Origin of the sequence: Pseudomonas sp. KB_12 (genome assembly GCF_052114545.1) — a bacterium.
Taxonomy (GTDB): Bacteria; Pseudomonadota; Gammaproteobacteria; order Pseudomonadales; family Pseudomonadaceae; genus Aquipseudomonas; species Aquipseudomonas brassicacearum.
In genome coordinates this window covers 85,511-105,474 of the sequence record NZ_JBFREY010000009.1, presented here as the reverse complement: position 1 = coordinate 105,474, position 19,964 = coordinate 85,511, and the positions used below count along the sequence as shown (strand labels likewise).

Here is a 19,964-nt window from a genome sequence, read left to right as displayed (position 1 = left end):
GGAAGGCCGGTCATGTCTATGCGCGCATTCTCAACACTGTTGCTGTGTCTGCTGCTCTCCGGTTGCGATGAACGGACGGCGTTGCACAGCCATCTTTCCGAGCAGGATGCCAACGAAGTGATCGCCGAGCTGGCGAACAAGAACGTGGAAGCGAGCAAGCAGGTCGATAAAGACGGGCTGACCGTGCTGGTCGAGCCTGCCGACATGAACAGCGCCGTCCAGGTACTCGAAGCCGCCGGCCTGCCGCGTCGCTCACGTTCCAGCCTGGGGGAGATCTTCCGCAAGGAAGGGGTCATTTCCACGCCGATGGAAGAGCGTGCCCGCTACATCTACGCGCTGTCCCAGGAACTCGAATCGACGCTTTCGCAAATAGATGGCGTGGTGCTCGCCCGGGTCCATGTGGTCCTGCCGGAGCGGGTGGCCCCGGGAGAGCCGGTCCAGCCTGCATCGGCCTCGGTGTTTATCAAGCACACCAGTGCCCTGGACCCCGACAGCATTACCCCGCGCGTGCGCAACCTGGTCGCCAGCGGGATCCCCGGCATGGCCGATGCCACCCAGAACCCGACCAAGTTATCGGTGGTCTTCGTTCCCGCCGTGCCGTATCAGGAACGGCGCAAGATGGCGTACTTCGGACCGTTCCTCATGCAGGCCGACGACATCGGTTATTGGCGGGCGGTGACCGTGACGGCAAGCATCACCTTGCTCGCCATCCTGATGGGCGTCTTGTATGGCCTCTACCGACTATGGCGCCAGGGCGTGTTGGTGCTACCACGATTTCTCGATCGCAAGCTCACCAAACCAGCCGGGACGCCCGCCGCCCCCCAAAGCAGCGCGACACCTGGACTGTTCGCCGTGAAAAACCCGGGGACCAAACCCGACAGTAACGGGACCGCCGCATGACGACGGAGATTGCATGGGTTCGCTGGTGGAACCTCGCGTGGCGCGAAGCAGACCGGGGCTGGTATTCGTCGGCGCTTTGCCTGCTGACCGCGCCACAGATCGACACCCTAGCCCGGGGGCAGCATGCCGCGCTTGCCCGCAGCTTCGGTATGACGCCGTGCACGCCCCCCCAACCCAGCCCGGCGTTGCAATCGCTGTTCTGCGGCACGCCCCGGACCTTGGCCCTTGCCTGCGAATTGGTGGCGAGCACTTGCGCACCGTTAACGGCAACACAGGCACTTTCGGCGCAGGACCGGGCCTGGTGCGAGCGCACCGCCAAAGCCCTGCGCCCAGGGCACTGGCTCGAACAAGACCAGGATCCGCTCGCCCTGCTGCGCGCCTGGCTGGGCGAACGGGCCTGGGAACGGGCGCGCCTGGCGTTCCCACGCGACAGAATCATCGCCATCGAATCGGCACCCGCCCCTCAACCGCCAGCCGCCAAGCTGAACACGCTTTGGCAGTCCGCCTGCTGGAAGGCTGAGCAAAGCCTGGCACCCTCGGCCCCTATCCAAACGGAGAGACACGATGCTCGCTCGGCGTTCGCTTGAACTGCGCCCCGATGGACAAGGCCTGTCGCAGCCCTACATCGCGCGCGAAACCCTGGTTGATTGTGCCCGCGCACAGGTCATCCTCGAACAGGCCCAGGTGCACGCCGCGCAATTGCTTGAACGCGCCAGCGCAGAAGCGGACGCAACCGTGCTCAAGGCCCAAGCGCAATTCTGGGAAAAGGCCGAAACCTTGCTCGCCGCGTGGGAAACCCAGCGCCAAGCCATGTGGGAGCGGATCGAGACGAGTGCTGCACACGTGGTCAACGAGGCCCTGGGGATGCTCTTGAACGAGGTCCCGGAGCAGGCACGCATCGATGCACTCGTCCGCCAACTGGCGTCGCGCCAGGACGACCCGGTCAGCGCCACCCTTCGCTGTCATCCTGAAGACCTGGCAAACCTGACCCAGAGCCTGGGCACCGACAGCCGACGCCCCTGGACGCCGGTGGCCGATGCCGACATGGCACGACATCAACTGAAGCTGGAAACGCCGGGCGGTACATACCTGCTCGACTGGCCCACCGCCGTCGAGGCGCTTCGCCTACCCGAACCACAACCCATCACCGCAAGCTGACCCACCGCCATCGCGAGCAAGCTCGCTCCCACAAGGGATTTGGGGTGACTGTAATGCCTATGAACACCCCGGTAAAAACTGTGGGAGCGAGCTTGCTCGCGATGACGACAGCACAGCCAACATCTCTACCAACTGACCCACCGCTATCGCGAGCAAGCTCGCTCCCACAAGGGGTTTTGGGTGACAGCGATGCCTGTGAACACCCCGGTAAAAACTGTGGGAGCGAGCTTGCTCGCGATGACGCCGGTACATCCAACATCACCGCAAACTGACCCACCGCTATCGCGAGCAGGCTCGCTCCCACAAATGGATCGAAGTACGACCGGGAGAGCCAGGTCGGCTGTCAGGCCGCCTCGCGAGCAAGCTTTGCTCCCACAGGTCCTGCTCAAACAGATCTGATGGGTGTAGGACCGGGAGAGCCAGGTCGGCTACTAGGCCGCCTCGCGGTGGACGTTGATCTCGGGCGCCCCGTTAACCACGCTGGCCGAACGCAGGCATTGCGTAGTGGGCACCTCGGCATGGATGCCGAGGTAGCCGCGCTGGGCCATGGATGGCCCTTCGCGGCGGGCCCACGGAGCAATGCCTGCGTTCGGGCATGCCGAGCCTAGGCGAGGCACCGAGTGGTGGGGCAAAGCCTTTTTGGTTACTTTTTTGGCGTCTGAAAAAAGTGACCCGCCGTAAGGGCGGAACCCTAAGCAGCCGTTACCGCAGCAACGGATATGTACCCGGTCAAAGAAATCCTGTCCGGCTACTAAGGCCACCATCACCCCACCAGCTTTTTTCCTCATTTACGCGGAACCGCCAACGGCATACCCACCACTCACATCGTGAATATGCCCAGCCCAGAGGAACCGCCCATGTCTTCCGCCGATGCCGTCCAGCGCCGCCTCGACACCTACTTCCAACGCGCAACCGACAACGTCAACAACGCTGCGATGAACGCAGCAGAAAGTCAGTCACTCGACGACATGCACTCATTCGTGACCAGCATGAACGGCATGTCCGTCGCGGTGAACGCCGCCACTCAACAGACCACAGCCCATCACAACCTCGCCAAGGCGATCATCGATGCAATGCCATGAGCTGCGCGCACAGCTCACCCGCTGGAACGCCGACGTCGATGGCCCGGAGCACTTCACCGTTGTCATCGACGATGGCGAAGCAACGTTCAGCAAGCTCGACGAAGGCCTGCTGGCATCGGTCGAGCTGAGCGTCCCGGTGACCCACGAGGTGGCTCTGGAAGACCTGCTTCGGCTGGCGCACCCAAGCCTCTCGCGATTTCCCGGCGCGCTGGCCCGTTCGCCACAAGACGGCCGGTTGTGGCTACTGGCGCAACTGCCGCCAGACAGGCACATCGACGACTTGATCGAGGTGCTCGAAGCACTGCTCAACCAGCGTGACACCTGGCAATCGATTATCAATAAAGACCAACGTGCCGTTGCCGCGCCCGTGGCGCGACGCCTCTCGCACTCTCACTTGCTCGGAACAGGAATCCGCCATGCCTAACAGGTGGCTTGCACCGTACTGCTTGATGACCGCAGGCAAGGTACACCTTCGCCAGTTGATCGCACGCCGCTGGACGAAACCTTCGCTGATCGCACTGGCATTGGCCGGCGCGCTTGGCGCTGGCATGCCGGCAGGGGCGGCCATACCGACCGACTGGAAGAACACGCCTTACGCCTACGACGCCCAGAGCACACCGCTGGCCAAGGTACTCGGCGACTTTGCCAATACCTTCGCAGTGCAACTGGTCATCGACGGCACGGTGAAAGGCACCGTCGAGGGGCGGATGCGCGCCGAAAGTCCCCAGGCGTTCCTCGACAGGCTCGGCCTGGAAAATCGCTTCCAGTGGTTCATGTACGGCAACACCTTGTACGTCAGCCCCTTGCAGAACCAGGACTCCACGCGCCTGGAAGTGTCCGCCGACGCAGTGCCGGACATGAAGCAGGCCTTGACCGACATCGGCTTGCTGGATCCGCGTTTCGGCTGGGGTGAATTGCCCGACGAAGGCGTGGTCCTGGTCTCCGGCCCGGAACGCTATGTGCGCCTGGTGGCGCAGTTTGCCGAAGTGCGCAAGACACCCGAAGAGAAGCAGGAAGTGATCAGCTTCCCGCTGCGCTATGCCACCGCCGCCGACCGCAACGTCAAGTACCGCGGCGAAACGCTGGTCATTCCCGGGGTCGCCAGCATCCTGAAAGGTTTGCTGGAAAGTCGCAGCGCCGTGTCGGGGGGCATGCAGACGGCCTCGCCCCAGGCATCGTTCCAGAACATGCAGAGCCAGCAGTCCATGACCATGGGCAATATCGAACAGTTGGCAATGAACGGCATGGGTCGGCCGAACACCAGCCGGGTGCCGTCCGGCGCGAACAGCAGTGCAGGCGCTCGGGGCAAGATCCGCGTCGAAGCCGACGTGCGCAACAATGCGGTGCTCATCTACGACGCACCCAAGCGACGGGAAATCTACACGCCGCTGATTCGCGATGTGGACGTGCCGCGCAAGCTGGTGGAAATCGATGCGATCATCCTCGACATCGACCGCACACAACTGGCTGAGCTGGCCTCGAACTGGAACGTCGAGAGCGGCGATCTGATCGGCGGCGCCTCGATGATTCGCCCTGGTGCCAGCTCGACGGTGTTCATTCAGGACTACGGCGACTTTTCCGCGCAACTGCGGGCCCTGGAGGGCCGTGGCCTGGCCTCGGTGGTGGCGAACCCGTCGGTACTGACCCTGGAGAACCAGCCGGCGGTCATCGACTTCAGCCGGACCGAGTACATCTCGGCCATCGGCGAGCGGGTAGCCACCATCGAGCCCATCACGGCAGGCACCAGCTTGCAGGTCGTACCCCATGCCATCGAGACCGGGGGCCGCAACCAGATCCAGATGTCCCTGGACATCGAGGACGGCCGCATCGAACCCTCGGAGGTCGGCCAGCAGACGCCCAGCGTGCGCCGGGGCGTGGTCAGCACCCAGGCTGTCATGGGGGAAAGCCGGTCATTGGTGGTAGGCGGTTTTCATACCGAAGAGACCGGCGACAACCTCGAGCGGGTGCCATGGCTGGGTCGCATCCCGCTGATCGGGCCGCTGCTGTTTTCCTCGACCACGCGCGAAACCAGTCGCCGCGAACGGGTCTTCATCCTGACGCCTCGCCTGATCGGCGACCAGGTCGACCCGGCCCGCTACATCTCCGCCCTTGACCGCGAACAGGTCGACAGCGCCATGGCCCGCCTGGAAGAGCGTCGCAACGGCACCCGCCCCGTCGGTCGTGTCGAGGTCAGCGACGTGCTCGCCCAACTCGCCGACGGCAACATTCCGGCCACGTTCAAGCAAGCGGCGTCGATTCCTTATTCACCCGACACATTGTGCGCGTTGCAACCCGGGTTATCCCTGGACGCTGCCCGGGCCCAATGGTTCGCCGGTCCCGATTACGGCATCGCCGTGGGTGTGGTACGCAACGATGGCCAGCGGAGGTTGCGCTTCGACGAGGCGAGCTGCGGCAGCCGCTGGGCCCTGGCCACCTCCGCCTGGCCGAAGGTTTGGCTTGAGCCCGGCGAGGAAACGGAAGTGTTCGTGGTCATGAAGCAACCCACGCGCACGCCAGGCGGCGAGCGCCCTTCTCTTCTGCAAACCAGCGCGAGGACCCTGCCATGAGTCGCACGCCACTGCTGCTCGTTTTATTGCTGAGCCTGCCGGTGTTCGCCGGCTGCGCGAACCGCTCGGGCTGCCAGGGCGATGCCTGCAGCCGCGCCGAACCGGACAACGGTCGGCTGGTGATCTGGTGGTCACCCGGCATGCGCGGCGGCCTTGGCTCCCCCGAACACCCACTGGACCATACGGTCGTCCCATTGGAGAACTGAACGCTATGTCTTTTTCAGTACACAGCGTAAGCACTCGCCAAGCCTTCCAGAAGAACATCATCGCCGGCATCGCGACGTATTGGGAAATAGCCCCAGGCATTGAGTTCTGTCTGCGACGCGAGCCTCACAGCGTGGGGCTCGCCTTACAAATACAAAGCCAGGCGCTGCGCGCAAACCAGATCCAGCATGCCCTCGAACGGCGTTTCGCCCAGCCGACCGACTACGCACAGCTGTTCGTATTTCTCGATCCGCAGCGAGCGCTCGTGGTCTGGCAGGCGCTGCCCGACGCGCCGCTATCCACTGAACTGCTCGATGAAATCCAGTCCCGTCAGCTGTCGCTGCTGGGCCTGGAAGACCTCGACGATTACTCGGCCACGTATTGAATCTGTGACCGGAGATTGCTCCCGCTCGGCTCTGTAGGAGCTGGCGAAGGCTCGGGCCGCGTTCGGACGATCTTTTGATCTTTCGCTTGGGATTCAAGTGTCTGGGGAAAGATCGCAGCCTCGTTGCACTCGACAGCTCCTACACAGCTCGTACGGCCCAGCGGGAGCAATCTCTGGCCACAGTGATTCATACAGAGACTTTATGAGGGAGGTTTTCCATGACCGTCGCACCGCTTGCCCAGCGCTTGATCTCGGCCCTCGCGGAACATTTGCATGCAGACTTGCAGTTGGAAGGTGGCGTGTGCGCGCTGTATGACGCGAGCAACCGCGAAGCCGTGGTCATCGAGTTGCCCGATCACGGCGATGTCGCCATCCTCCATAGCTCGATCGATGTACCTGCCCACGCGCCCGGCTTGCACAAGCGCTTGCTGGAACTCAACTTTCGATTGGATCTGCTCGGCGGCAGCTGGCTGGCCCTGGACGATAAGGGCAGCGTTCGCTTGTGTGCCCATTGTCCGCTGGCGATGCTCGACGAGGCGCGGTTCTGCCATTGGATCGTCGGTTTCATCGCCCAGGTCGGCGACATTCGGGCACGCTTGGCGGTGCCTGCAACGCCGGGCAGCCCTCGTCCGGCCTCGCTCAACACAAGCCGCACTCGACTGGGCTAGGCACCCGTGGCCTGGAATTACTACTGCGGGACTCTGTAGGAGCTGGCGAAGCCTGCGATCTTTTGATCTTTTGATCTTTCGCTTGAGATCCAGGTGGCTGGGGAAAGATCGCAGCCTCGTTGCACTCGACAGCTCCTACACAGCTCCTACACGACACCTACACAGGTTGATGCAGGCTCATCGCTTTATCGAAGCTTCATCGCCTCGCCACCCTCCTGCATGACTTTCCTCGCGCTGTCCATGAAGCCCTTGGTGACCTCCGTCACCGTATCGCTCATCAACTTGGCCATGTCGGCGGAGCTTTTGATCAGCATCATGGTGCTCTGGCGCTCTTCCATGCCCATTTGTATGTTGAACTGCTTTTCCATCAACTGCTTTTGACGGGTTTCCATCTCACTCATGAAAGAGTCCGGAGTGCGAGACTCCGAAGTGGGGCTGGACGTTTGCGCGTCATCCAGCGGTTGCGTGTCATTCGACGTCGCCGCGTGGTTGGCGTCCCGCGTTCGGGCGCGGCCACGCTGATGCAGCGTCGGTGGTGTCGAGGAGGAACGTCCCCGGCCATGCAGGCTTTGAGTGCCTTCGCGCTGCTGCGCCTCGCGGGGTCGTTGGCTCAGCGAGGGTGAGCGCGAGGGCGATAAGCTGTCGGTGCCGTGCAGGGCACCTGTGCCCCTTAAGGGGCTCGTCAGGGAACTGGGTTCGGGCATGGGATCCTCCACGAGGCGATGTCTGTGTGGTGGGCACTGTCGGCAGGCGGGAATCCTGCGGACGAGCCTGGCTCACTCCCTGAGTGGCAACCGCGTATGCATCGGTTCCATCGACCTCAACGCTGGTTCAATTCCGGAATCTCGATGACCTCGCCCTTGGCCTCGTCATCCAGTTCGCGCAACACCCGATAAATATGGGCAACCGCCTGGAGCGTTTCCCGGGGGATATAAGCGCCGACGTCTTCACGGTAGATCGTGCGCGCCAGCCAGATGCACTGGATGACCGGAACTCGCGCCGCCTTGGCCCGCTCGATCAGCGCCCGGGCCTCGGCATCGACGCCTTTGACGATCAACTGCGGCAGCGGCGTTTCCTCGGGGCGATACGACAGGGCGACGGCAAAGTGGGTAGGGTTGACCACCAGCATGTCGGCGTCTTCCACCGGTTTGGTCTCTTTGCTGACAGGCTGGTCGACCAATTGCCGGGCCAGGCTACGGCGATGCATTTTTACATGGGGGTCGCCTTCCATTTCCTTGAACTCCTTGCGCACCTCCTCCTCGCTCATGCGCAGGCGCTTGGCGAAGAAATATTTCTGCAGGCCGAAGTCGAGAATCGCCAGCACCAGCAGTACACCCAGGCAAATGTGCATGATGTGCCGGAACAGGCTGGCCAGCCCGCGCCAATAGCTGTGCAGGTCGCCGTTGACCAGGCTGATCAACGAGCCGAGTGCCGGCAGGGTCACCAGATAAATCACGGTGCCGATAAACACGGCCTTGACCAGCCCCATGAACAGGCTGATCAGCGCCTGGCCGGAGAACATCTGCTTGGCCTGGTTCATCGGGTTCAAGCGGTTCGGGTCTGGCTGAAGGGCCTCGGGGGCGAACAGGAAACCGAACTGTATCCAACCGGCCACCAGGCGCGTGACGATCGCCAACCCCACGGTCATCAAGGTGAAGTTGAGCAGCACGCCACCGGCATGGGCCAAGGTTTCCTCAAAGGCACGCACGAAGTCGACATCCAGCCGATGCAGCGGGAATGCCACCATATCTCCCAAAGCCTGCATGCTGTCGTCGGCCTGGGTCAATGCCACTTCGGTGATCGACGCAAGCACCAGCAGGCTGCTCAAGTCCTGGCTTTGGCCGACCTGGCCTTTGTTGCGCGCGTCGCGAATCTTCTTCGGCGTCGCCCGCTTGGTCTTTTCGCCACTGTCTTCGCTCATGGGCGAAGCCCTCCTTCAGGGCGCCTGCAACAACAGGTGAAGCAGATGCCGGATTTCGCCATAGCGGCCGAGACGGCCAGTCATCGCGTCCCACAGCGTGGGCAGGTAGAACAGCAGGAAGCCCAGGCCGATCAGGCTCTTGGCCGGCATGGCGAGGACGAACACCTGCAATTGCGGGCTATACAGGCTGAGCAACGCCAGGCTGAACTCCACCAGCAACAGCAAGCCGATAAAGGGCGCTGCGTAGAGCATCATGTGCATGAACATTTCGCCGAGCAGCCCGAGAAACACGCCGAAGCCATCCGCGCCAGGCAATGGAAACCAAACGGTGGGCGACCACACCAGGTAGCTGTCCCAGATCACCTGGGTCAACGTGCCAATGCCCAGGGTGGTGACCAGCAGCAAGATCGTCATCTCCTTGAACAGCAGGCCCAGGGGCGTGGTGTCGCTGCCGAGGGCCGGATTCAACTGGCCACCGATGAGCGCACCGCGCTGGTTGTCCAGCAGGGCGCCCACCGATTCGTACAACCAGAACGGCATCGCCAGCAGCACCCCGAGCAAGAAGCCCAGCACCAGTTCCTTGAACATCAACCCGGCCAGCGACAGCCAATTGACCTGGGCGTCGATCAGCGCCTGGCGAATACCGGGCGCCGGCAACATGCCCAGGGCAAACACCACGGCATGGCGCGGCAAGCCTCGCAGGTGCTGGAAGCAAAACACCGGGACGAGGTAGGCGACCGGGTAAATTCGCGCCATGCCCAGCGCGATCGACAGCAGCAAGTCGAAATACGGGACAAAAGCCTGGGCCGTCATCAGGTGTTGGCCATCATTTCGAATGCCCGACGCAGCAACCCCAGTAATTCCACGCCGATCCAGCGGCCCGTGACCAGCAAGGTCAGCCCGACCGCCACCAGCTTGATGCCGAAGGGCAAGGTCTGGTCCTGGATCTGCATCAAGGCCTGCACCAGGGAGGTCAGCACACCGACGATCACCGCCACGATCAAGGGCGGTGCGGAGAGCAGGACCACCAGCAGCATGCCTTCCTTAAACAACGTCAGCGCGTCCATCGCATGTCCTCAAAGATAGGAATAGAAGAGGCTGTCGAGCAATTGCGTCCAGCCCTGCACGAGGACAAAAATCAGCAGCTTGAGCGGCAACGAAATGGTCATGGGCGCGACCATCTGCATGCCGAGCGCCAGCAGCAGGTTGGACACGATCAGGTCGATGACAATGAACGGGATATAAATCAAAAATCCCATCTGGAAACCGGCCTCGAGCTCCGACAGCATGAAGGCCGGGATGAGCAGCATCAGGTCATCGCGGCTGGCCTGCTCGGCACGCTCCTTGGGCCACATCCGCTGGGTGTTCTCCAGTAGGTGGGCGAGGATGTCCGGGTTGGTATTGCGCGACATGAAGGCCTGCAGCGGCTTTATCGCGTTCAAGGCAGAACCTTGCAACGCCTCGGTATTGCTGAAATCCAACGGCTGTTCTTTCAACTGTTCGGCGATGTTGTGGCCGACCGGCGCCATGATGAACAGCGTCGCGGCCAGGGCAATGGCATACAGGGCCATATTGGGTGGTACCTGCTGCACACCGATGGCGTTGCGGGTGATGGTCAACACGATGGTTATCTTGAGAAAGGCGCTGCAGATGATCAGCAGCAAGGGGACCAACGAAATCCCACCAATGAACAGCGCCAGCAGAAAGGGGTCGACCCCCTGGAAGCTCATCCAGCCACATCCACGCGGGCGATTTGCAGGCCCAGCCGGCCATCGACCTCGACCAGCTCGCCATGGGCCAGGGCACGTTCGCCATAGAACAGCGCCGCCGTCCCCGGTGTCGCACCTTGCACTTGCAGCACTGCGCCGGGCGCCAGATTGCGCAGCTCGCCCAAGGTCAGGCTCAAGTGGCCGCAGCGTATCGTCAGCGCCAGCGGCAGGTCGTCGAAGCGCTCGGGGATTTCGGCCGCGACCGGCTCCGTCATCGGCACCTCCTCGGTTTCAGCGGCATAGGCCGACAGCGGGTGCTCGGTCGCCTCGCACGTTTGGTCGTCAGGTTCGTAGCCGGTGCTATCGTCCCAGTCCGGCGTCAGGATATCGGTGTCGGTGTCAGCGGTGGTGCTCATAACGGTCTCCTCCAGAGCGAGCAAGGTCAGGCGCAACGGTGCGGCACGACTGTGTACCCGCACCTGCAAACAATGCCGGCCCAGGCGAATCAGCCCGTGGCCGGATGAATCGAACAGAGCGGTTTGCGGCACCAACACATCACCGGGGCGCAACATCGCCAACTGCCCGGCGGCCAGCGCCAGGTGTCCCAGTTCCAACGGAACATGCAGCGCAAAGCCCTCGATCCCGGGCGCGGCTCGCCGTTGCCAGGGCACGGCGCGAAGCAGCCCCAGCAAGGTCGCACCGCTCATTTCCAGATGGCTCGTGACGCGGGCCGCGCCCACCCTCACGTCGAGCCGGCAGGCAATGCCCTGCACCGCGGGCACGGCCGCTGGCTTGATAAAACCGAATGCCTGGCGCAGGGGCTCGCTCAGGGTTTGCTGGAACAGCGACCAGAACCACGTGTCATCCGGTCCGGGCTCGGCAGGCAGGACCACCGGGCATTCACCGAACAGGCTGAGTACCGCGCCGGGCTCGTCCAAGGTAAAGGCACCATGGGCACACGCCAGCACACACGGCGAGTTCCCCGCCGCAGTGCCGCCCGGGGTCAGTTCCAGCAGCCCCGCCTCACCCGCCACCTCGAAGGGCAACCGGACGCCAACTCCCAATAGTCGCCGGGCGGTGGCGTCCTCGCTGCCCACAGTCGGCAGCACCAATGCATGGACGGTCATGTCGCGCTAACCTCTTCTTCCCGCGCTACGCGCACGCTCACCGGCTGGCCCAGGCTTTGGGTCAGCGCCTCTTCGAGACGGCCGGATCGACTCGACAGCCGCGTCTGTACGTCTGCACTTTCGCAGCTCAAGCCGATGTCCCACCCGCACGCCCCGCCCAGCCGCCGGGCGGATACCTTGATGCGGCCCAGGTTGGGAAGATGCAGCAGCAGGTCCAATTGCTGGTCGAGCGTGGCACGCAAGCGTGGCGTGAGCTGGTCGACAAACGCCTCCTCTTCGCCGCTCGAAAGATTCACCAGGCCCGACAGCGAACCGGTGCCGGCGCTGTCATCCTGCGCGCCGCCCCGTGGCGCATCGACCCACTGGCGGAACCAGTAACCGTCACTGCTTCCTGCTGTCATGTCGGGGTCGCGCCCGGCAGCAGGGGCGGACTCACGTGCCGCCGGACGACTTGCCCGGCTCACCTGGGCAGGCGGTTGCTCATACGCTCGAGGCGGTTGCCGAACGGGGGCCGCCGAGGGATTGCTGTGCGGTGTCGGCCCACCGCGCACGCTGCGTTCATTCATCGCTGGGGGGCTCCACCAGGTACTCCATCATTGCGCTGAGTTTTTCCAGATCTCGCCGGCGCCCTTGTAGCCGCTGCTGGGCAGCGGCCGTGTGCTGTGCCTGCTGCGCCTGTTCATCGTCCAGTGCCTGCACTGCCCGCGCTTGCTCGGCCAGCTCGCCGATCAAACGACGTTCCTGGGTACTCCAGGCATTCAGTTCGCACACGCTCAAGGCCCGGCCACGGTGCTCGCCGTACAACGCCTCGCGCTGCACCGCCTGTTGCTCACGGGTCGCCTGCATCTGCGCGCGCGCGGCGGCAACCGCGGCTTCGCGCTCGCGCAAAAGCTCGCGCTGCTGGCGCCACGCCCGCTCGGCTTGCGCTTCGCGGTGGCGGCGTATCGGCGCCAGGGCGTCCAGATCAACCCGGGACATAGGCGGTCAACTGCTGCAGGTGGGCGAGCGTGGGCGCAAACAGCTCCGGCTCGCGCAGGTCCTGGCGCAGGAAGGCGTCCAGGGCGCCACGCGACTCCACCGCCAGGTCGGTCAAGGGGTCGGCGCCGGCCTGGTATTCGCCCAGGCGCAACATCAGTTCGATTTGCTCATAAGCCGACAACAACCGACGCAGATTGATGCCCGCCCGCAGGTGTTCCGCCTCGGCCACGTTGGCCAAGGTTCGCGACAGGCTGGCCAGCACATCGATTGCCGGGTAGTGGCCGCGCTCCGCGAGCTTGCGTGACAGCACGATGTGACCGTCGAGCAGCGAACGCACTTCATCCGCCACGGGATCGTTCATGGAATCCTGCTCGATGAGCACCGTATAAAACGCGGTGATAGCGCCCTCGTTGGTCAGGCCGGCCCGCTCGACCAGACGCGGCAGCAAGCCGTAGACCGACGGCGGCAGGCCACCGCGCCCCAACGGCTCGCCGGCGGCCAGGCCGATCTCACGCTGGGCCCGGGCGAAGCGGGTCAGCGAATCGATGAGCAGCAGCACGCGTTGGCCCCGGGCACGAAACCCCTCGGCCAACGCCGTCGCGGTGAACGCCGCACGGGCGCGTTCCATGCTGGAGCGATCAGAGGTGGCGCACACCAGCACCGCACGGGCACGCAGTTCATCATCCAGCTCATGGTCGAGAAATTCGCGCAGTTCGCGCCCACGCTCGCCGATCAGGCCGAACACGATGACATCGCAGTCAACGTTCCGGGCAATCTCCGCCAGCAACGTGGTCTTGCCGCAACCGGCGCCGGCGAACAGCCCCACACGCTGGCCTTCGCCGAGTGTCAGCGGGCCGTCGATGGCCCGTACGCCAGTCATCAAGGGCCGTTGGATACGCGGTCGTGCAGTGGGTGCAGGCGCCTCGCCAATCACCTCCGAGGCGTGCAGCACATGCGGGCCGGCGAACGCCCCCGTCCCGCCGTCCAACAGGGGCCGGCCGAAGCCATCCAGCACTTGACCCAGCAGCTCCGGTCCCACGCACACCCGATGCGGCATGCCCAGCGGCTCCACCGCCGCACCGACCCGGATCCCCTCCAGACCGCCCAGGGCGCTGAGCAAGGCATCGTGCTGGTCGAAGCCGACAATTTCGGCCAGCAGCGGCTCGCGGGCGTCGCGCTCGACCCGGCAGAGGTCACCAATCTGCGCCCCCGGCAGTCGGCACTGCAGCAAGATGCCGCTGACCCGCTGCACCCGTCCGCGCACCATGACCGGCGCGAAGCGACGCAAGTGCGCCAATTGCCCGGCCTCCCAGGCCTCCAGTCGCGCGATGGCCGCCTGCGTCATCACCAGGTGACCTCGTAGCGTTGGTCGCCCTCGAAGGTGACTTTGCCGCTGTCGATGGCAGTCAAGCGCAGGCCATCGATCTGGTCGCCCAGGAACAACCGACGTCCATCGGCGGTGACTACGTGACCATGCTTGCCGCCCACGATCTGGGCGATCTGAAACGGCAGCTTCGTCAGCCGTTCCTTGACGTTGGCCGTGATCCCGATCGGCGTTTCGTAGCGGTCGTGGAAGCGCTCGATCAACCGTTCGACCATCGCCAGGCGCTGGCGCGGCAGCTCACCCTCCAGGACCAGCCGGTCGTCCTGGCTCTCGACCCGCACACCGGCGCCCAGATCACGTTCCTGCAACATGCGATCAAGCTCCAGGCGGACCGCCTCGACATTATCCAAGGCCACCTTGGTCTGCTTGAGCTGCTGGGCCGGGCTGCGCGCCACGGGCTGCGCCGGTTGGCTGGTAAAGGCCCAGGCGCTGGAGGCGACGGTGATCACCGCCGCGGCGATGGCCAGGCGCTTGGGCCACGATGGCCGCACGGCGGGCTTCGGGGTTTCCCGGTCCACCGACAGATGCGCAGCGTCATCCAGCGCCGCCTCTTCGGGCCAGGGCTGATCGGCCGGGGCCAGGCACAGCCAGACGCCTGCCACGGCAAACGGAGCATTGCTCTGCAAGGGCTCGGTCGCTGCCCAGGGCTGGCCTTGTCCATCGCAAACCGTGCCCTCCAGCTGTTCCAGCAGCCATTGGCCCTGCACCTGCCGCAGGCCCACGTGACGCCCACAGATGCCCGGATCGTAAAGCGCCAGGTCGGCCTCCTCCGCCGCCCCGACCACCCATTGCTCGCCAACCAGCGGCAATGCCGCACCTCGGTGCAGACCACTCAAGACTCGCAGTTCGAACATGGTCAATTCCTCAAGGGGCGACAGATGCTCGCCCACGATCCGGTTGTACGACGGGGCACCGGCGGCCCCCGTCCTCTGTCACAGCCAGGCCATCGAACACACCTGGATTTGCATCGTTACGTGGAGACACCGCTGCAGGCATGCCAAGACAAGCCCGTCACGCGGCATCCTCCATCCGTAGTTTTTCCTGCTCGAGATCAAAGCGTCCCAGCACGGTGACCTGGGCGTTGCTGTGCAGCTCGCTGAAGGCGAGTACAGGCACGTGATTGAATTCGTCGCGCAACAGATCGCGCAGCGGCGCCCGCAGGTCTTGCGCCACCAACAGCACGGCCACGCGCTTGGCGCGCAACGGGAAGCCTTCGCGCAACTGCATCACCAAGGCGCGGGTATGCAGGCTTTCCAGGGCAAAAAAGGTTTCCGTCTGGGTCTGGCGCAGCGCATCGCGCAACAGGCCTTCGGTTTCCGGCGTCAACAGCCACACGTGCAGGCCGTCTTCGTCACGGTACTGGTGATAGATCTGCGACTTCAGGGCGATGCGCGCGTAGTCGGTCAGCGCACCGACGTCACGCTCATGCTGCCCATGCTCGATCAAGGACTCGGCGATCAGCCGCACCGCGCGCAGCGGGACACCTTCGCCGGCCAGGCGCTGGAGCACGGCGGCGAAACGGGCCAATGGCATGGTCCGCTGCAGCTCCTGCACCAGCTCTGGCTGGCCCGCTTCGAGCCAACTGAGAATCGACTTGCTCTCCTGAAGCCCCAAGAATTGCGGGCCCGTGGCAAACATCGCGCGGCTCATCCGCTCCACCAGCAACTCGGCGGCCGACACCGCCTCCACGCGTTCGTCCGCCAGCAGCGGATCGTCAGGCGTCAGCCATAGCCACTGCTGCTCGTCACGCACCTCGCTGCCGACCTGCCCGTCGCGCGGTTCCAACGGCAGCGGCCCGCGCGCCACGGCCACACGTTCGCCGAAAGTGGCCCGCAACATCGGCACCTCGTGCACGCAGAAGCGGAACTCGTCGTCTTCCAGCAGTGCGCTGTATTCGATCTCGAAGGGCGGCAGGGTCAGGCCAAAGCCGGCCACCAGGGCATTGCGCTTCTTGCGGATCGCCTGGACGACTTCCTCGGCGGCCGCGTTGCCTTCCATGGCTTTGGAAAACTGCAATAGATAGGCACGGGTCGGGTCGAAGCTGCGCAGGTCCTCAGCGCCGTTCTGTGCCGGGACCACGACCTCCGCTGGCTGGTCGCCCTGGCGTGCCAGCCGGGCGCGCGAGTAGAGCTGAACGATGCCGGCGGTGCCGGTGATCAAGGCGATGACGACGAACACCAGCGTGGGCATGCCGGGCAAGGCCGCGAAGCCGAGCATGCCCACCGAAGCGATCACCCAGGCCTTGGGTTCGGCGGTCAACTGCTGGGCGATTTCCTTGCCGACGCTACTGCCCGCCGGCTGCCCTTCTGGCGACACCCGGGTGATGATCATGCCCGCAGTGAGGGAAATCAGCAGGGCCGGAATCTGCGCGATCAGACCGTCACCGATCGTCAACACGGCATACAAGTGCATCGATTCGGACGCGCCCATGTCGTGTTGCATCATGCCGACCGTAAAGCCGCCGATAAGGTTGATCACCACGATCACCAAGCCCGCGATGGCATCGCCCTTGACGAATTTCATCGCCCCGTCCATCGCACCGAACAGCTGGCTTTCCTTGTTCAATTCCTCGCGACGCCGCCGGGCTTCGCTGACATCGATCAGGTTGGCGCGCAGGTCGCTGTCGATGGACATCTGCTTGCCCGGCAGCGCATCCAGGGTGAACCGCGCCGCTACTTCGGCGACCCGCTCCGAGCCTTTGGTGATCACCAGGAAGTTGACCACCGTCAGAATGAGGAAGATGACCAACCCGACTGCAAGGTTGCCCCCCACCACAAAATTGCCGAACGCCTGGACGATATGACCGGCGTCGCCCTGGAGCAGGATCAATCGGGTGGTCGCCACCGACAATGCCAACCGGAACAGCGTGGTCAGCAGCAACACCGCCGGAAACGAGGAAAACGCCAGCGGTCGTGGCAGGTACAGCGAGAGCACAATCAGCAGGCAGGAGATGCAGATGTTGATCGCGATCAGCGCATCGACCACCGGGGTCGGCAAGGGCAGGATCAGCATGAACACGATGCCGAGCACCACGAACGCCGCAACCACCTCGATGCGCCGCACCGCTTCGTTGGCGACTTTGTTCAACAGGGCGATCATGAGCGCGCTCCAATCACGGGGGCAGCGGTCTGGCTTCGGGGCTCGCCACGGGAACGCTCATCGAGCAGCACCAACAGGTTCTTCAGCGCGGTCTGTCGGCTTTTGCTATCGCGCCAGAGGGGCAGCGGCAAACGCTTGAGCAAGGGGTACAGGCCGTTCAGGGAGACCAGTTGGTCCCGCTCCTCTTCTCCACCCAATTCACGCCCGATGCGCCGTACTTCCGCCGCCGACAGGCCACTGCTGACAAACCCCAGCATGCGTTGGAGCAACAGCACGGCCGTGAGCTGGCTGGCCGGGCAACTGTAGGCCAGTTGCTCGAGCAAACGGCGGCAGCTGTGCAGGACACTGCCCAGTTGAGTCGAGGCGGCCAGGCCGATCAACAACGTGCGCAACAGCGCGGTAGGACGTGACGGTGTGTGCGCAGCGATGTCGTCAGCCAGTGCCCGGCGCATCATGTCCAGCCCCGGCACGAATGCCGCCTCGCCGAACAGGCCAAGCAACGCCTGCATCATGGTGGGCAACGATTGCTTGAGCACCACGGTGTCGTAATAGAGCCGTCGTACCGCCTGGCGCAGTTCGGGATCGCCGCCCGCAGCGCGCAAGGCCTCGGCGATGTTCATGCCCGCCTGGATCTGCGCGCCATAACGCTCGCGCAATAGCTGCAGGTAGTCGCGAGCGCGCTGGGCTTCAACGAGACGACCTTGCACTTCGGCCTCGCGCAACGCTTGCTGCAGGATCAGGTCGGTACGGGCCGGGTCACCGCCCGTGGACTGCACCACCTCTTCAAGCACCGGCTCGCCACACAACAACAGACCCGCCTGGGCGGCCATTGCCCCCAGGCTCTGCTTGCCTGGGTGGCCGAGTTGGTCGTACCACTCCTCCAATTGCTCGCGCGTCTCGACGCGCACCTGGCCCACCTCGCTGCGGGCATTGCGTATGCGCCGCTGGCTCAGCGCCTTGGTATTGCGCTCCACATGATGGCTGAAGGTCATGCCGACCTCCTCCATCGAATTGGACTGCACGGCCTGGAACGATTCGACAGGCTTACCTATGCCCACGACGGCCGAAACGGCCTGGGCAAGGTTGGCGGCAATATGCGCATTTGTCGGGGCTTCTACTTTCATGATGGCCGTGAACGTGGTTTTGGACGCTCAGTGGGTGGCGGCGATCCAGCATTCAGTTCCATCAGCGGTCGTGGCCTTTCTGACCGGTTCGCAAGGGTTCCTGCCCGAGCGTTTGCTCGGTGCAATTTCATGCAGTGGAACTTGGGACGGCTGTGCATGCTCTTGCACAAATAGAGCAAAAGCACTAGATAAAAACACTTATTTATCAAATAGATAAGACATAAATACGGCTTGGCACAGGTCCTGCTGACAGGGGAACCGTCGACATTTTTTGATCGACGCTATGGAACCTACTCAGAGGGATTTATTGATGAACAGCCTGAATCTCATGGCCCCCCCGCAAACCTCCCCGGCACCCACAGGTGCGCCAGACATCTGCTTCGGCGAGCAACGCAAGCTGCGTCTGTTTGTGCAAAAACGCGTACTCAATCAAGACGACGCCGACGACATCATCCAGCTCACGTACCTGGAAGCCTGGCGCAACCAGCAGAAGTTCAAAGGGCTGGCGAAGCAGGACACTTGGTTGTGTGGCATCGCCCTCAACCTGATCCGCAACCACTTCCGCCGCTTCTATGCGCAGCCGCCGCTGAGCACTTTCGATGAAAGCGAGTTCAGCGAGTCCAGTGACGACATTGACCTGAGTGAACTGTGCGACAACCGTCGGCTGTTGGACCGAACGCTGTTAGCCATGGACGCGCTGCCCAAGGACATGCGCGATACCCTGTGGACCGCCGTGGACACCGAGAGCAGCTACCGCGATGCCGCCGAACGTCTGGGCGTCCCTATCGGCACCGTGCGTTCAAGGTTGTTTCGCGCGCGTGAACAACTCAAACGAAGCGTCTACGGAGAAGCCCGGCCATGACCCACAATCGCTTGAACAGCCGACCCGACCTGCCACGCGGCGTGCGCCGCTACACCCCCGACGACTTGCCGGTGATGACAGATATCTTCAACGAAAGCGCTCTGGGAGGTACCAGCTCCCCCGTGCTCAGAGCGTTTTCCCTGAAGGAAATGACGTTTTTCGTCGACTGTTTCGTCAACGAGGGTGATCCGATCTACGTACTCGAACGCGCAGGTGAAGTCATCGCCTGGTTGATCGTCAACCGCTTCTGTTGGGGCGCCCAGGCCTGCCGATTGACCGGCGAAGTGTCGATCTACGTGCGCGGCGACCACATTGGCAGCGGCGTCGGCATCCGCCTTGGCCAAGCCGCGGTGGTGTTGGCCAGGCAGTATGGTTTCGAGACGCTGGTGGCCTGGATCATCGAGCACAACGAGGCCAGCAAACGCGGCGTACAAGGGCTTGGTGCGACCCAATGGGGACGCTTTCCAGGGATCGCCCGGTTCGCTGATAACCGTGCGGACGTCGTGCTCTATGGACTGCACCTGACGCCAGGCGACACGGCATCCACCAGCCTTTCAGCGCCAGCGCAAAACGAAGAGGCCAGCCTGGTGTAAATCCACGGCTCGTCCGGCTGGACAGTCGGGCGAGCCGCCTCTTTCTCAGGCATGGGCCTGCGCTCATTCGAGCCGATGCCATTTTTTGCACAGCCCAGTGACTCCCACTGGAGGAGCTGTGTAGGAGCTGTGTAGGAGCTGTCGAGTGCAACGAGGCTGCGATCTTTCCCCAGCCACCTGAATCTCAAGCGAAAGATCAAAAG

The 19,964-nt window shown here is 63.6% G+C and carries 24 protein-coding genes; 11 read left to right on the top strand and 13 right to left on the bottom strand.

What is annotated here, in order from left to right; all coding sequences use genetic code 11:
- Positions 1-12: 12 nt before the first annotated feature.
- The 3 genes from sctJ to sctL are packed head-to-tail and all read left to right on the top strand — an operon-like array spanning position 13 to position 2,058.
- On the top strand, positions 13-900 hold the full coding sequence (gene sctJ, locus AB4Z20_RS09630) for a type III secretion system inner membrane ring lipoprotein SctJ (RefSeq protein ID WP_253470220.1): 888 nt from the start codon (positions 13-15) through the stop codon (positions 898-900).
- The gene (locus tag AB4Z20_RS09625) at positions 897-1,487 is read left to right on the top strand and encodes a hypothetical protein (RefSeq protein WP_253470222.1); all 591 of its coding nucleotides are present in this window, start codon (positions 897-899) and stop codon (positions 1,485-1,487) included. The genes sctJ and AB4Z20_RS09625 overlap by 4 nt, the downstream gene beginning before the upstream one ends.
- A complete protein-coding gene (sctL, locus tag AB4Z20_RS09620; RefSeq protein ID WP_258689647.1) occupies positions 1,465-2,058 on the top strand; it encodes a type III secretion system stator protein SctL in 594 nt (197 codons plus the stop codon). Before AB4Z20_RS09625 ends, sctL begins: the two co-directional genes overlap by 23 nt.
- Before the next feature lie 431 nt (positions 2,059-2,489).
- Here the strand turns inward: sctL and AB4Z20_RS09615 are convergent, their stop codons facing one another.
- Positions 2,490-2,675: a nucleoid-structuring protein H-NS gene (locus AB4Z20_RS09615; RefSeq protein ID WP_442089833.1), complete on the bottom strand. Its 186-nt coding sequence runs from the start codon at positions 2,673-2,675 to the stop codon at positions 2,490-2,492.
- Between the two features lie 240 nt (positions 2,676-2,915).
- Here AB4Z20_RS09615 and AB4Z20_RS09610 point away from each other — a divergent pair, with 240 nt between their 5' ends.
- The 6 genes from AB4Z20_RS09610 (at position 2,916) to AB4Z20_RS09585 (ending at position 6,964) form a co-directional block, all read left to right on the top strand.
- Entirely contained in the window at positions 2,916-3,140 is a 225-nt protein-coding gene (locus tag AB4Z20_RS09610) for a type III secretion protein (RefSeq protein ID WP_003206585.1), read from the top strand.
- Positions 3,127-3,564 carry a type III secretion system chaperone gene (locus AB4Z20_RS09605; protein WP_258689648.1) on the top strand — a complete coding sequence of 146 codons (438 nt, stop codon included), beginning with the start codon at positions 3,127-3,129 and terminating at the stop codon, positions 3,562-3,564. The genes AB4Z20_RS09610 and AB4Z20_RS09605 overlap by 14 nt, the downstream gene beginning before the upstream one ends.
- Positions 3,557-5,707, top strand: coding sequence for a type III secretion system outer membrane ring subunit SctC (gene sctC, locus AB4Z20_RS09600; RefSeq protein ID WP_442089799.1), 2,151 nt, complete (start codon positions 3,557-3,559; stop codon positions 5,705-5,707). The genes AB4Z20_RS09605 and sctC overlap by 8 nt, the downstream gene beginning before the upstream one ends.
- Positions 5,704-5,913 carry an HrpT family type III secretion system protein gene (gene hrpT, locus AB4Z20_RS09595; protein ID WP_024619913.1) on the top strand — a complete coding sequence of 70 codons (210 nt, stop codon included), beginning with the start codon at positions 5,704-5,706 and terminating at the stop codon, positions 5,911-5,913. The genes sctC and hrpT overlap by 4 nt, the downstream gene beginning before the upstream one ends.
- A gap of 5 nt (positions 5,914-5,918) precedes the next feature.
- Entirely contained in the window at positions 5,919-6,296 is a 378-nt protein-coding gene (locus AB4Z20_RS09590) for a hypothetical protein (protein WP_014340718.1), read from the top strand.
- Positions 6,297-6,514: 218 nt separating this feature from the next.
- Entirely contained in the window at positions 6,515-6,964 is a 450-nt protein-coding gene (locus AB4Z20_RS09585; protein WP_442089798.1) for a type III secretion system chaperone, read from the top strand.
- Positions 6,965-7,149: 185 nt separating this feature from the next.
- Here the strand turns inward: AB4Z20_RS09585 and AB4Z20_RS09580 are convergent, their stop codons facing one another.
- The 12 genes from AB4Z20_RS09580 to AB4Z20_RS09525 all read right to left on the bottom strand — a co-directional run bounded on the left by AB4Z20_RS09580 (position 7,150) and on the right by AB4Z20_RS09525 (position 18,306).
- Complete coding sequence (locus AB4Z20_RS09580; RefSeq protein WP_214510016.1) at positions 7,150-7,668, bottom strand: type III effector; 519 nt, start codon at positions 7,666-7,668, stop codon at positions 7,150-7,152.
- 116 nt (positions 7,669-7,784) lie between these two features.
- Complete coding sequence (sctU, locus tag AB4Z20_RS09575) at positions 7,785-8,885, bottom strand: type III secretion system export apparatus subunit SctU (RefSeq protein WP_253470232.1); 1,101 nt, start codon at positions 8,883-8,885, stop codon at positions 7,785-7,787.
- 15 nt (positions 8,886-8,900) lie between these two features.
- Positions 8,901-9,698 carry a type III secretion system export apparatus subunit SctT gene (gene sctT / locus AB4Z20_RS09570; protein WP_253470234.1) on the bottom strand — a complete coding sequence of 266 codons (798 nt, stop codon included), beginning with the start codon at positions 9,696-9,698 and terminating at the stop codon, positions 8,901-8,903.
- On the bottom strand, positions 9,698-9,952 hold the full coding sequence (gene sctS / locus AB4Z20_RS09565; protein WP_003206603.1) for a type III secretion system export apparatus subunit SctS: 255 nt from the start codon (positions 9,950-9,952) through the stop codon (positions 9,698-9,700). Before sctS ends, sctT begins: the two co-directional genes overlap by 1 nt.
- 9 nt (positions 9,953-9,961) lie before the next feature.
- Positions 9,962-10,615, bottom strand: coding sequence for a type III secretion system export apparatus subunit SctR (gene sctR / locus AB4Z20_RS09560; protein WP_214510019.1), 654 nt, complete (start codon positions 10,613-10,615; stop codon positions 9,962-9,964).
- A complete protein-coding gene (gene sctQ / locus AB4Z20_RS09555; RefSeq protein ID WP_253470236.1) occupies positions 10,612-11,721 on the bottom strand; it encodes a type III secretion system cytoplasmic ring protein SctQ in 1,110 nt (369 codons plus the stop codon). Before sctQ ends, sctR begins: the two co-directional genes overlap by 4 nt.
- A complete protein-coding gene (locus tag AB4Z20_RS09550) occupies positions 11,718-12,287 on the bottom strand; it encodes a type III secretion protein (protein ID WP_442089797.1) in 570 nt (189 codons plus the stop codon). Before AB4Z20_RS09550 ends, sctQ begins: the two co-directional genes overlap by 4 nt.
- Complete coding sequence (locus tag AB4Z20_RS09545; protein ID WP_442089795.1) at positions 12,280-12,699, bottom strand: hypothetical protein; 420 nt, start codon at positions 12,697-12,699, stop codon at positions 12,280-12,282. The genes AB4Z20_RS09550 and AB4Z20_RS09545 overlap by 8 nt, the downstream gene beginning before the upstream one ends.
- Positions 12,686-14,044, bottom strand: a complete 1,359-nt coding sequence (locus AB4Z20_RS09540) for a FliI/YscN family ATPase (protein ID WP_253478333.1) — start codon at positions 14,042-14,044, stop codon at positions 12,686-12,688. The genes AB4Z20_RS09545 and AB4Z20_RS09540 overlap by 14 nt, the downstream gene beginning before the upstream one ends.
- The gene (locus AB4Z20_RS09535; RefSeq protein WP_442089794.1) at positions 14,044-14,937 is read right to left on the bottom strand and encodes an FHA domain-containing protein; all 894 of its coding nucleotides are present in this window, start codon (positions 14,935-14,937) and stop codon (positions 14,044-14,046) included. The genes AB4Z20_RS09540 and AB4Z20_RS09535 overlap by 1 nt, the downstream gene beginning before the upstream one ends.
- A 157-nt stretch (positions 14,938-15,094) precedes the next feature.
- A complete protein-coding gene (gene sctV, locus AB4Z20_RS09530; protein ID WP_253470244.1) occupies positions 15,095-17,182 on the bottom strand; it encodes a type III secretion system export apparatus subunit SctV in 2,088 nt (695 codons plus the stop codon).
- Positions 17,179-18,306, bottom strand: a complete 1,128-nt coding sequence (locus AB4Z20_RS09525; RefSeq protein ID WP_024618609.1) for a TyeA family type III secretion system gatekeeper subunit — start codon at positions 18,304-18,306, stop codon at positions 17,179-17,181. Before AB4Z20_RS09525 ends, sctV begins: the two co-directional genes overlap by 4 nt.
- Positions 18,307-18,616: 310 nt before the next feature.
- Between AB4Z20_RS09525 and AB4Z20_RS09520 the strand changes: the two genes are divergently transcribed.
- Complete coding sequence (locus AB4Z20_RS09520) at positions 18,617-19,168, top strand: RNA polymerase sigma factor (protein ID WP_214510024.1); 552 nt, start codon at positions 18,617-18,619, stop codon at positions 19,166-19,168.
- The gene (locus AB4Z20_RS09515; protein ID WP_253470246.1) at positions 19,165-19,761 is read left to right on the top strand and encodes a GNAT family N-acetyltransferase; all 597 of its coding nucleotides are present in this window, start codon (positions 19,165-19,167) and stop codon (positions 19,759-19,761) included. Before AB4Z20_RS09520 ends, AB4Z20_RS09515 begins: the two co-directional genes overlap by 4 nt.
- Positions 19,762-19,964: the final 203 nt, after the last annotated feature.

Coding starts and splice junctions, on each gene's coding strand:
- sctJ (WP_253470220.1), top strand. CDS start 13: ATGTCTATGCGCGCATTCTCAACACTGTTGCTGTGTCTGCTGCTCTCC.
- AB4Z20_RS09625 (WP_253470222.1), top strand. CDS start 897: ATGACGACGGAGATTGCATGGGTTCGCTGGTGGAACCTCGCGTGGCGC.
- sctL (WP_258689647.1), top strand. CDS start 1,465: ATGCTCGCTCGGCGTTCGCTTGAACTGCGCCCCGATGGACAAGGCCTG.
- AB4Z20_RS09610 (WP_003206585.1), top strand. CDS start 2,916: ATGTCTTCCGCCGATGCCGTCCAGCGCCGCCTCGACACCTACTTCCAA.
- AB4Z20_RS09605 (WP_258689648.1), top strand. CDS start 3,127: ATGCAATGCCATGAGCTGCGCGCACAGCTCACCCGCTGGAACGCCGAC.
- sctC (WP_442089799.1), top strand. CDS start 3,557: ATGCCTAACAGGTGGCTTGCACCGTACTGCTTGATGACCGCAGGCAAG.
- hrpT (WP_024619913.1), top strand. CDS start 5,704: ATGAGTCGCACGCCACTGCTGCTCGTTTTATTGCTGAGCCTGCCGGTG.
- AB4Z20_RS09590 (WP_014340718.1), top strand. CDS start 5,919: ATGTCTTTTTCAGTACACAGCGTAAGCACTCGCCAAGCCTTCCAGAAG.
- AB4Z20_RS09585 (WP_442089798.1), top strand. CDS start 6,515: ATGACCGTCGCACCGCTTGCCCAGCGCTTGATCTCGGCCCTCGCGGAA.
- AB4Z20_RS09580 (WP_214510016.1), bottom strand. CDS start 7,668: ATGCCCGAACCCAGTTCCCTGACGAGCCCCTTAAGGGGCACAGGTGCC.
- sctU (WP_253470232.1), bottom strand. CDS start 8,885: ATGAGCGAAGACAGTGGCGAAAAGACCAAGCGGGCGACGCCGAAGAAG.
- sctT (WP_253470234.1), bottom strand. CDS start 9,698: ATGACGGCCCAGGCTTTTGTCCCGTATTTCGACTTGCTGCTGTCGATC.
- sctS (WP_003206603.1), bottom strand. CDS start 9,952: ATGGACGCGCTGACGTTGTTTAAGGAAGGCATGCTGCTGGTGGTCCTG.
- sctR (WP_214510019.1), bottom strand. CDS start 10,615: ATGAGCTTCCAGGGGGTCGACCCCTTTCTGCTGGCGCTGTTCATTGGT.
- sctQ (WP_253470236.1), bottom strand. CDS start 11,721: ATGACCGTCCATGCATTGGTGCTGCCGACTGTGGGCAGCGAGGACGCC.
- AB4Z20_RS09550 (WP_442089797.1), bottom strand. CDS start 12,287: ATGAATGAACGCAGCGTGCGCGGTGGGCCGACACCGCACAGCAATCCC.
- AB4Z20_RS09545 (WP_442089795.1), bottom strand. CDS start 12,699: ATGTCCCGGGTTGATCTGGACGCCCTGGCGCCGATACGCCGCCACCGC.
- AB4Z20_RS09540 (WP_253478333.1), bottom strand. CDS start 14,044: ATGACGCAGGCGGCCATCGCGCGACTGGAGGCCTGGGAGGCCGGGCAA.
- AB4Z20_RS09535 (WP_442089794.1), bottom strand. CDS start 14,937: ATGTTCGAACTGCGAGTCTTGAGTGGTCTGCACCGAGGTGCGGCATTG.
- sctV (WP_253470244.1), bottom strand. CDS start 17,182: ATGATCGCCCTGTTGAACAAAGTCGCCAACGAAGCGGTGCGGCGCATC.
- AB4Z20_RS09525 (WP_024618609.1), bottom strand. CDS start 18,306: ATGAAAGTAGAAGCCCCGACAAATGCGCATATTGCCGCCAACCTTGCC.
- AB4Z20_RS09520 (WP_214510024.1), top strand. CDS start 18,617: ATGAACAGCCTGAATCTCATGGCCCCCCCGCAAACCTCCCCGGCACCC.
- AB4Z20_RS09515 (WP_253470246.1), top strand. CDS start 19,165: ATGACCCACAATCGCTTGAACAGCCGACCCGACCTGCCACGCGGCGTG.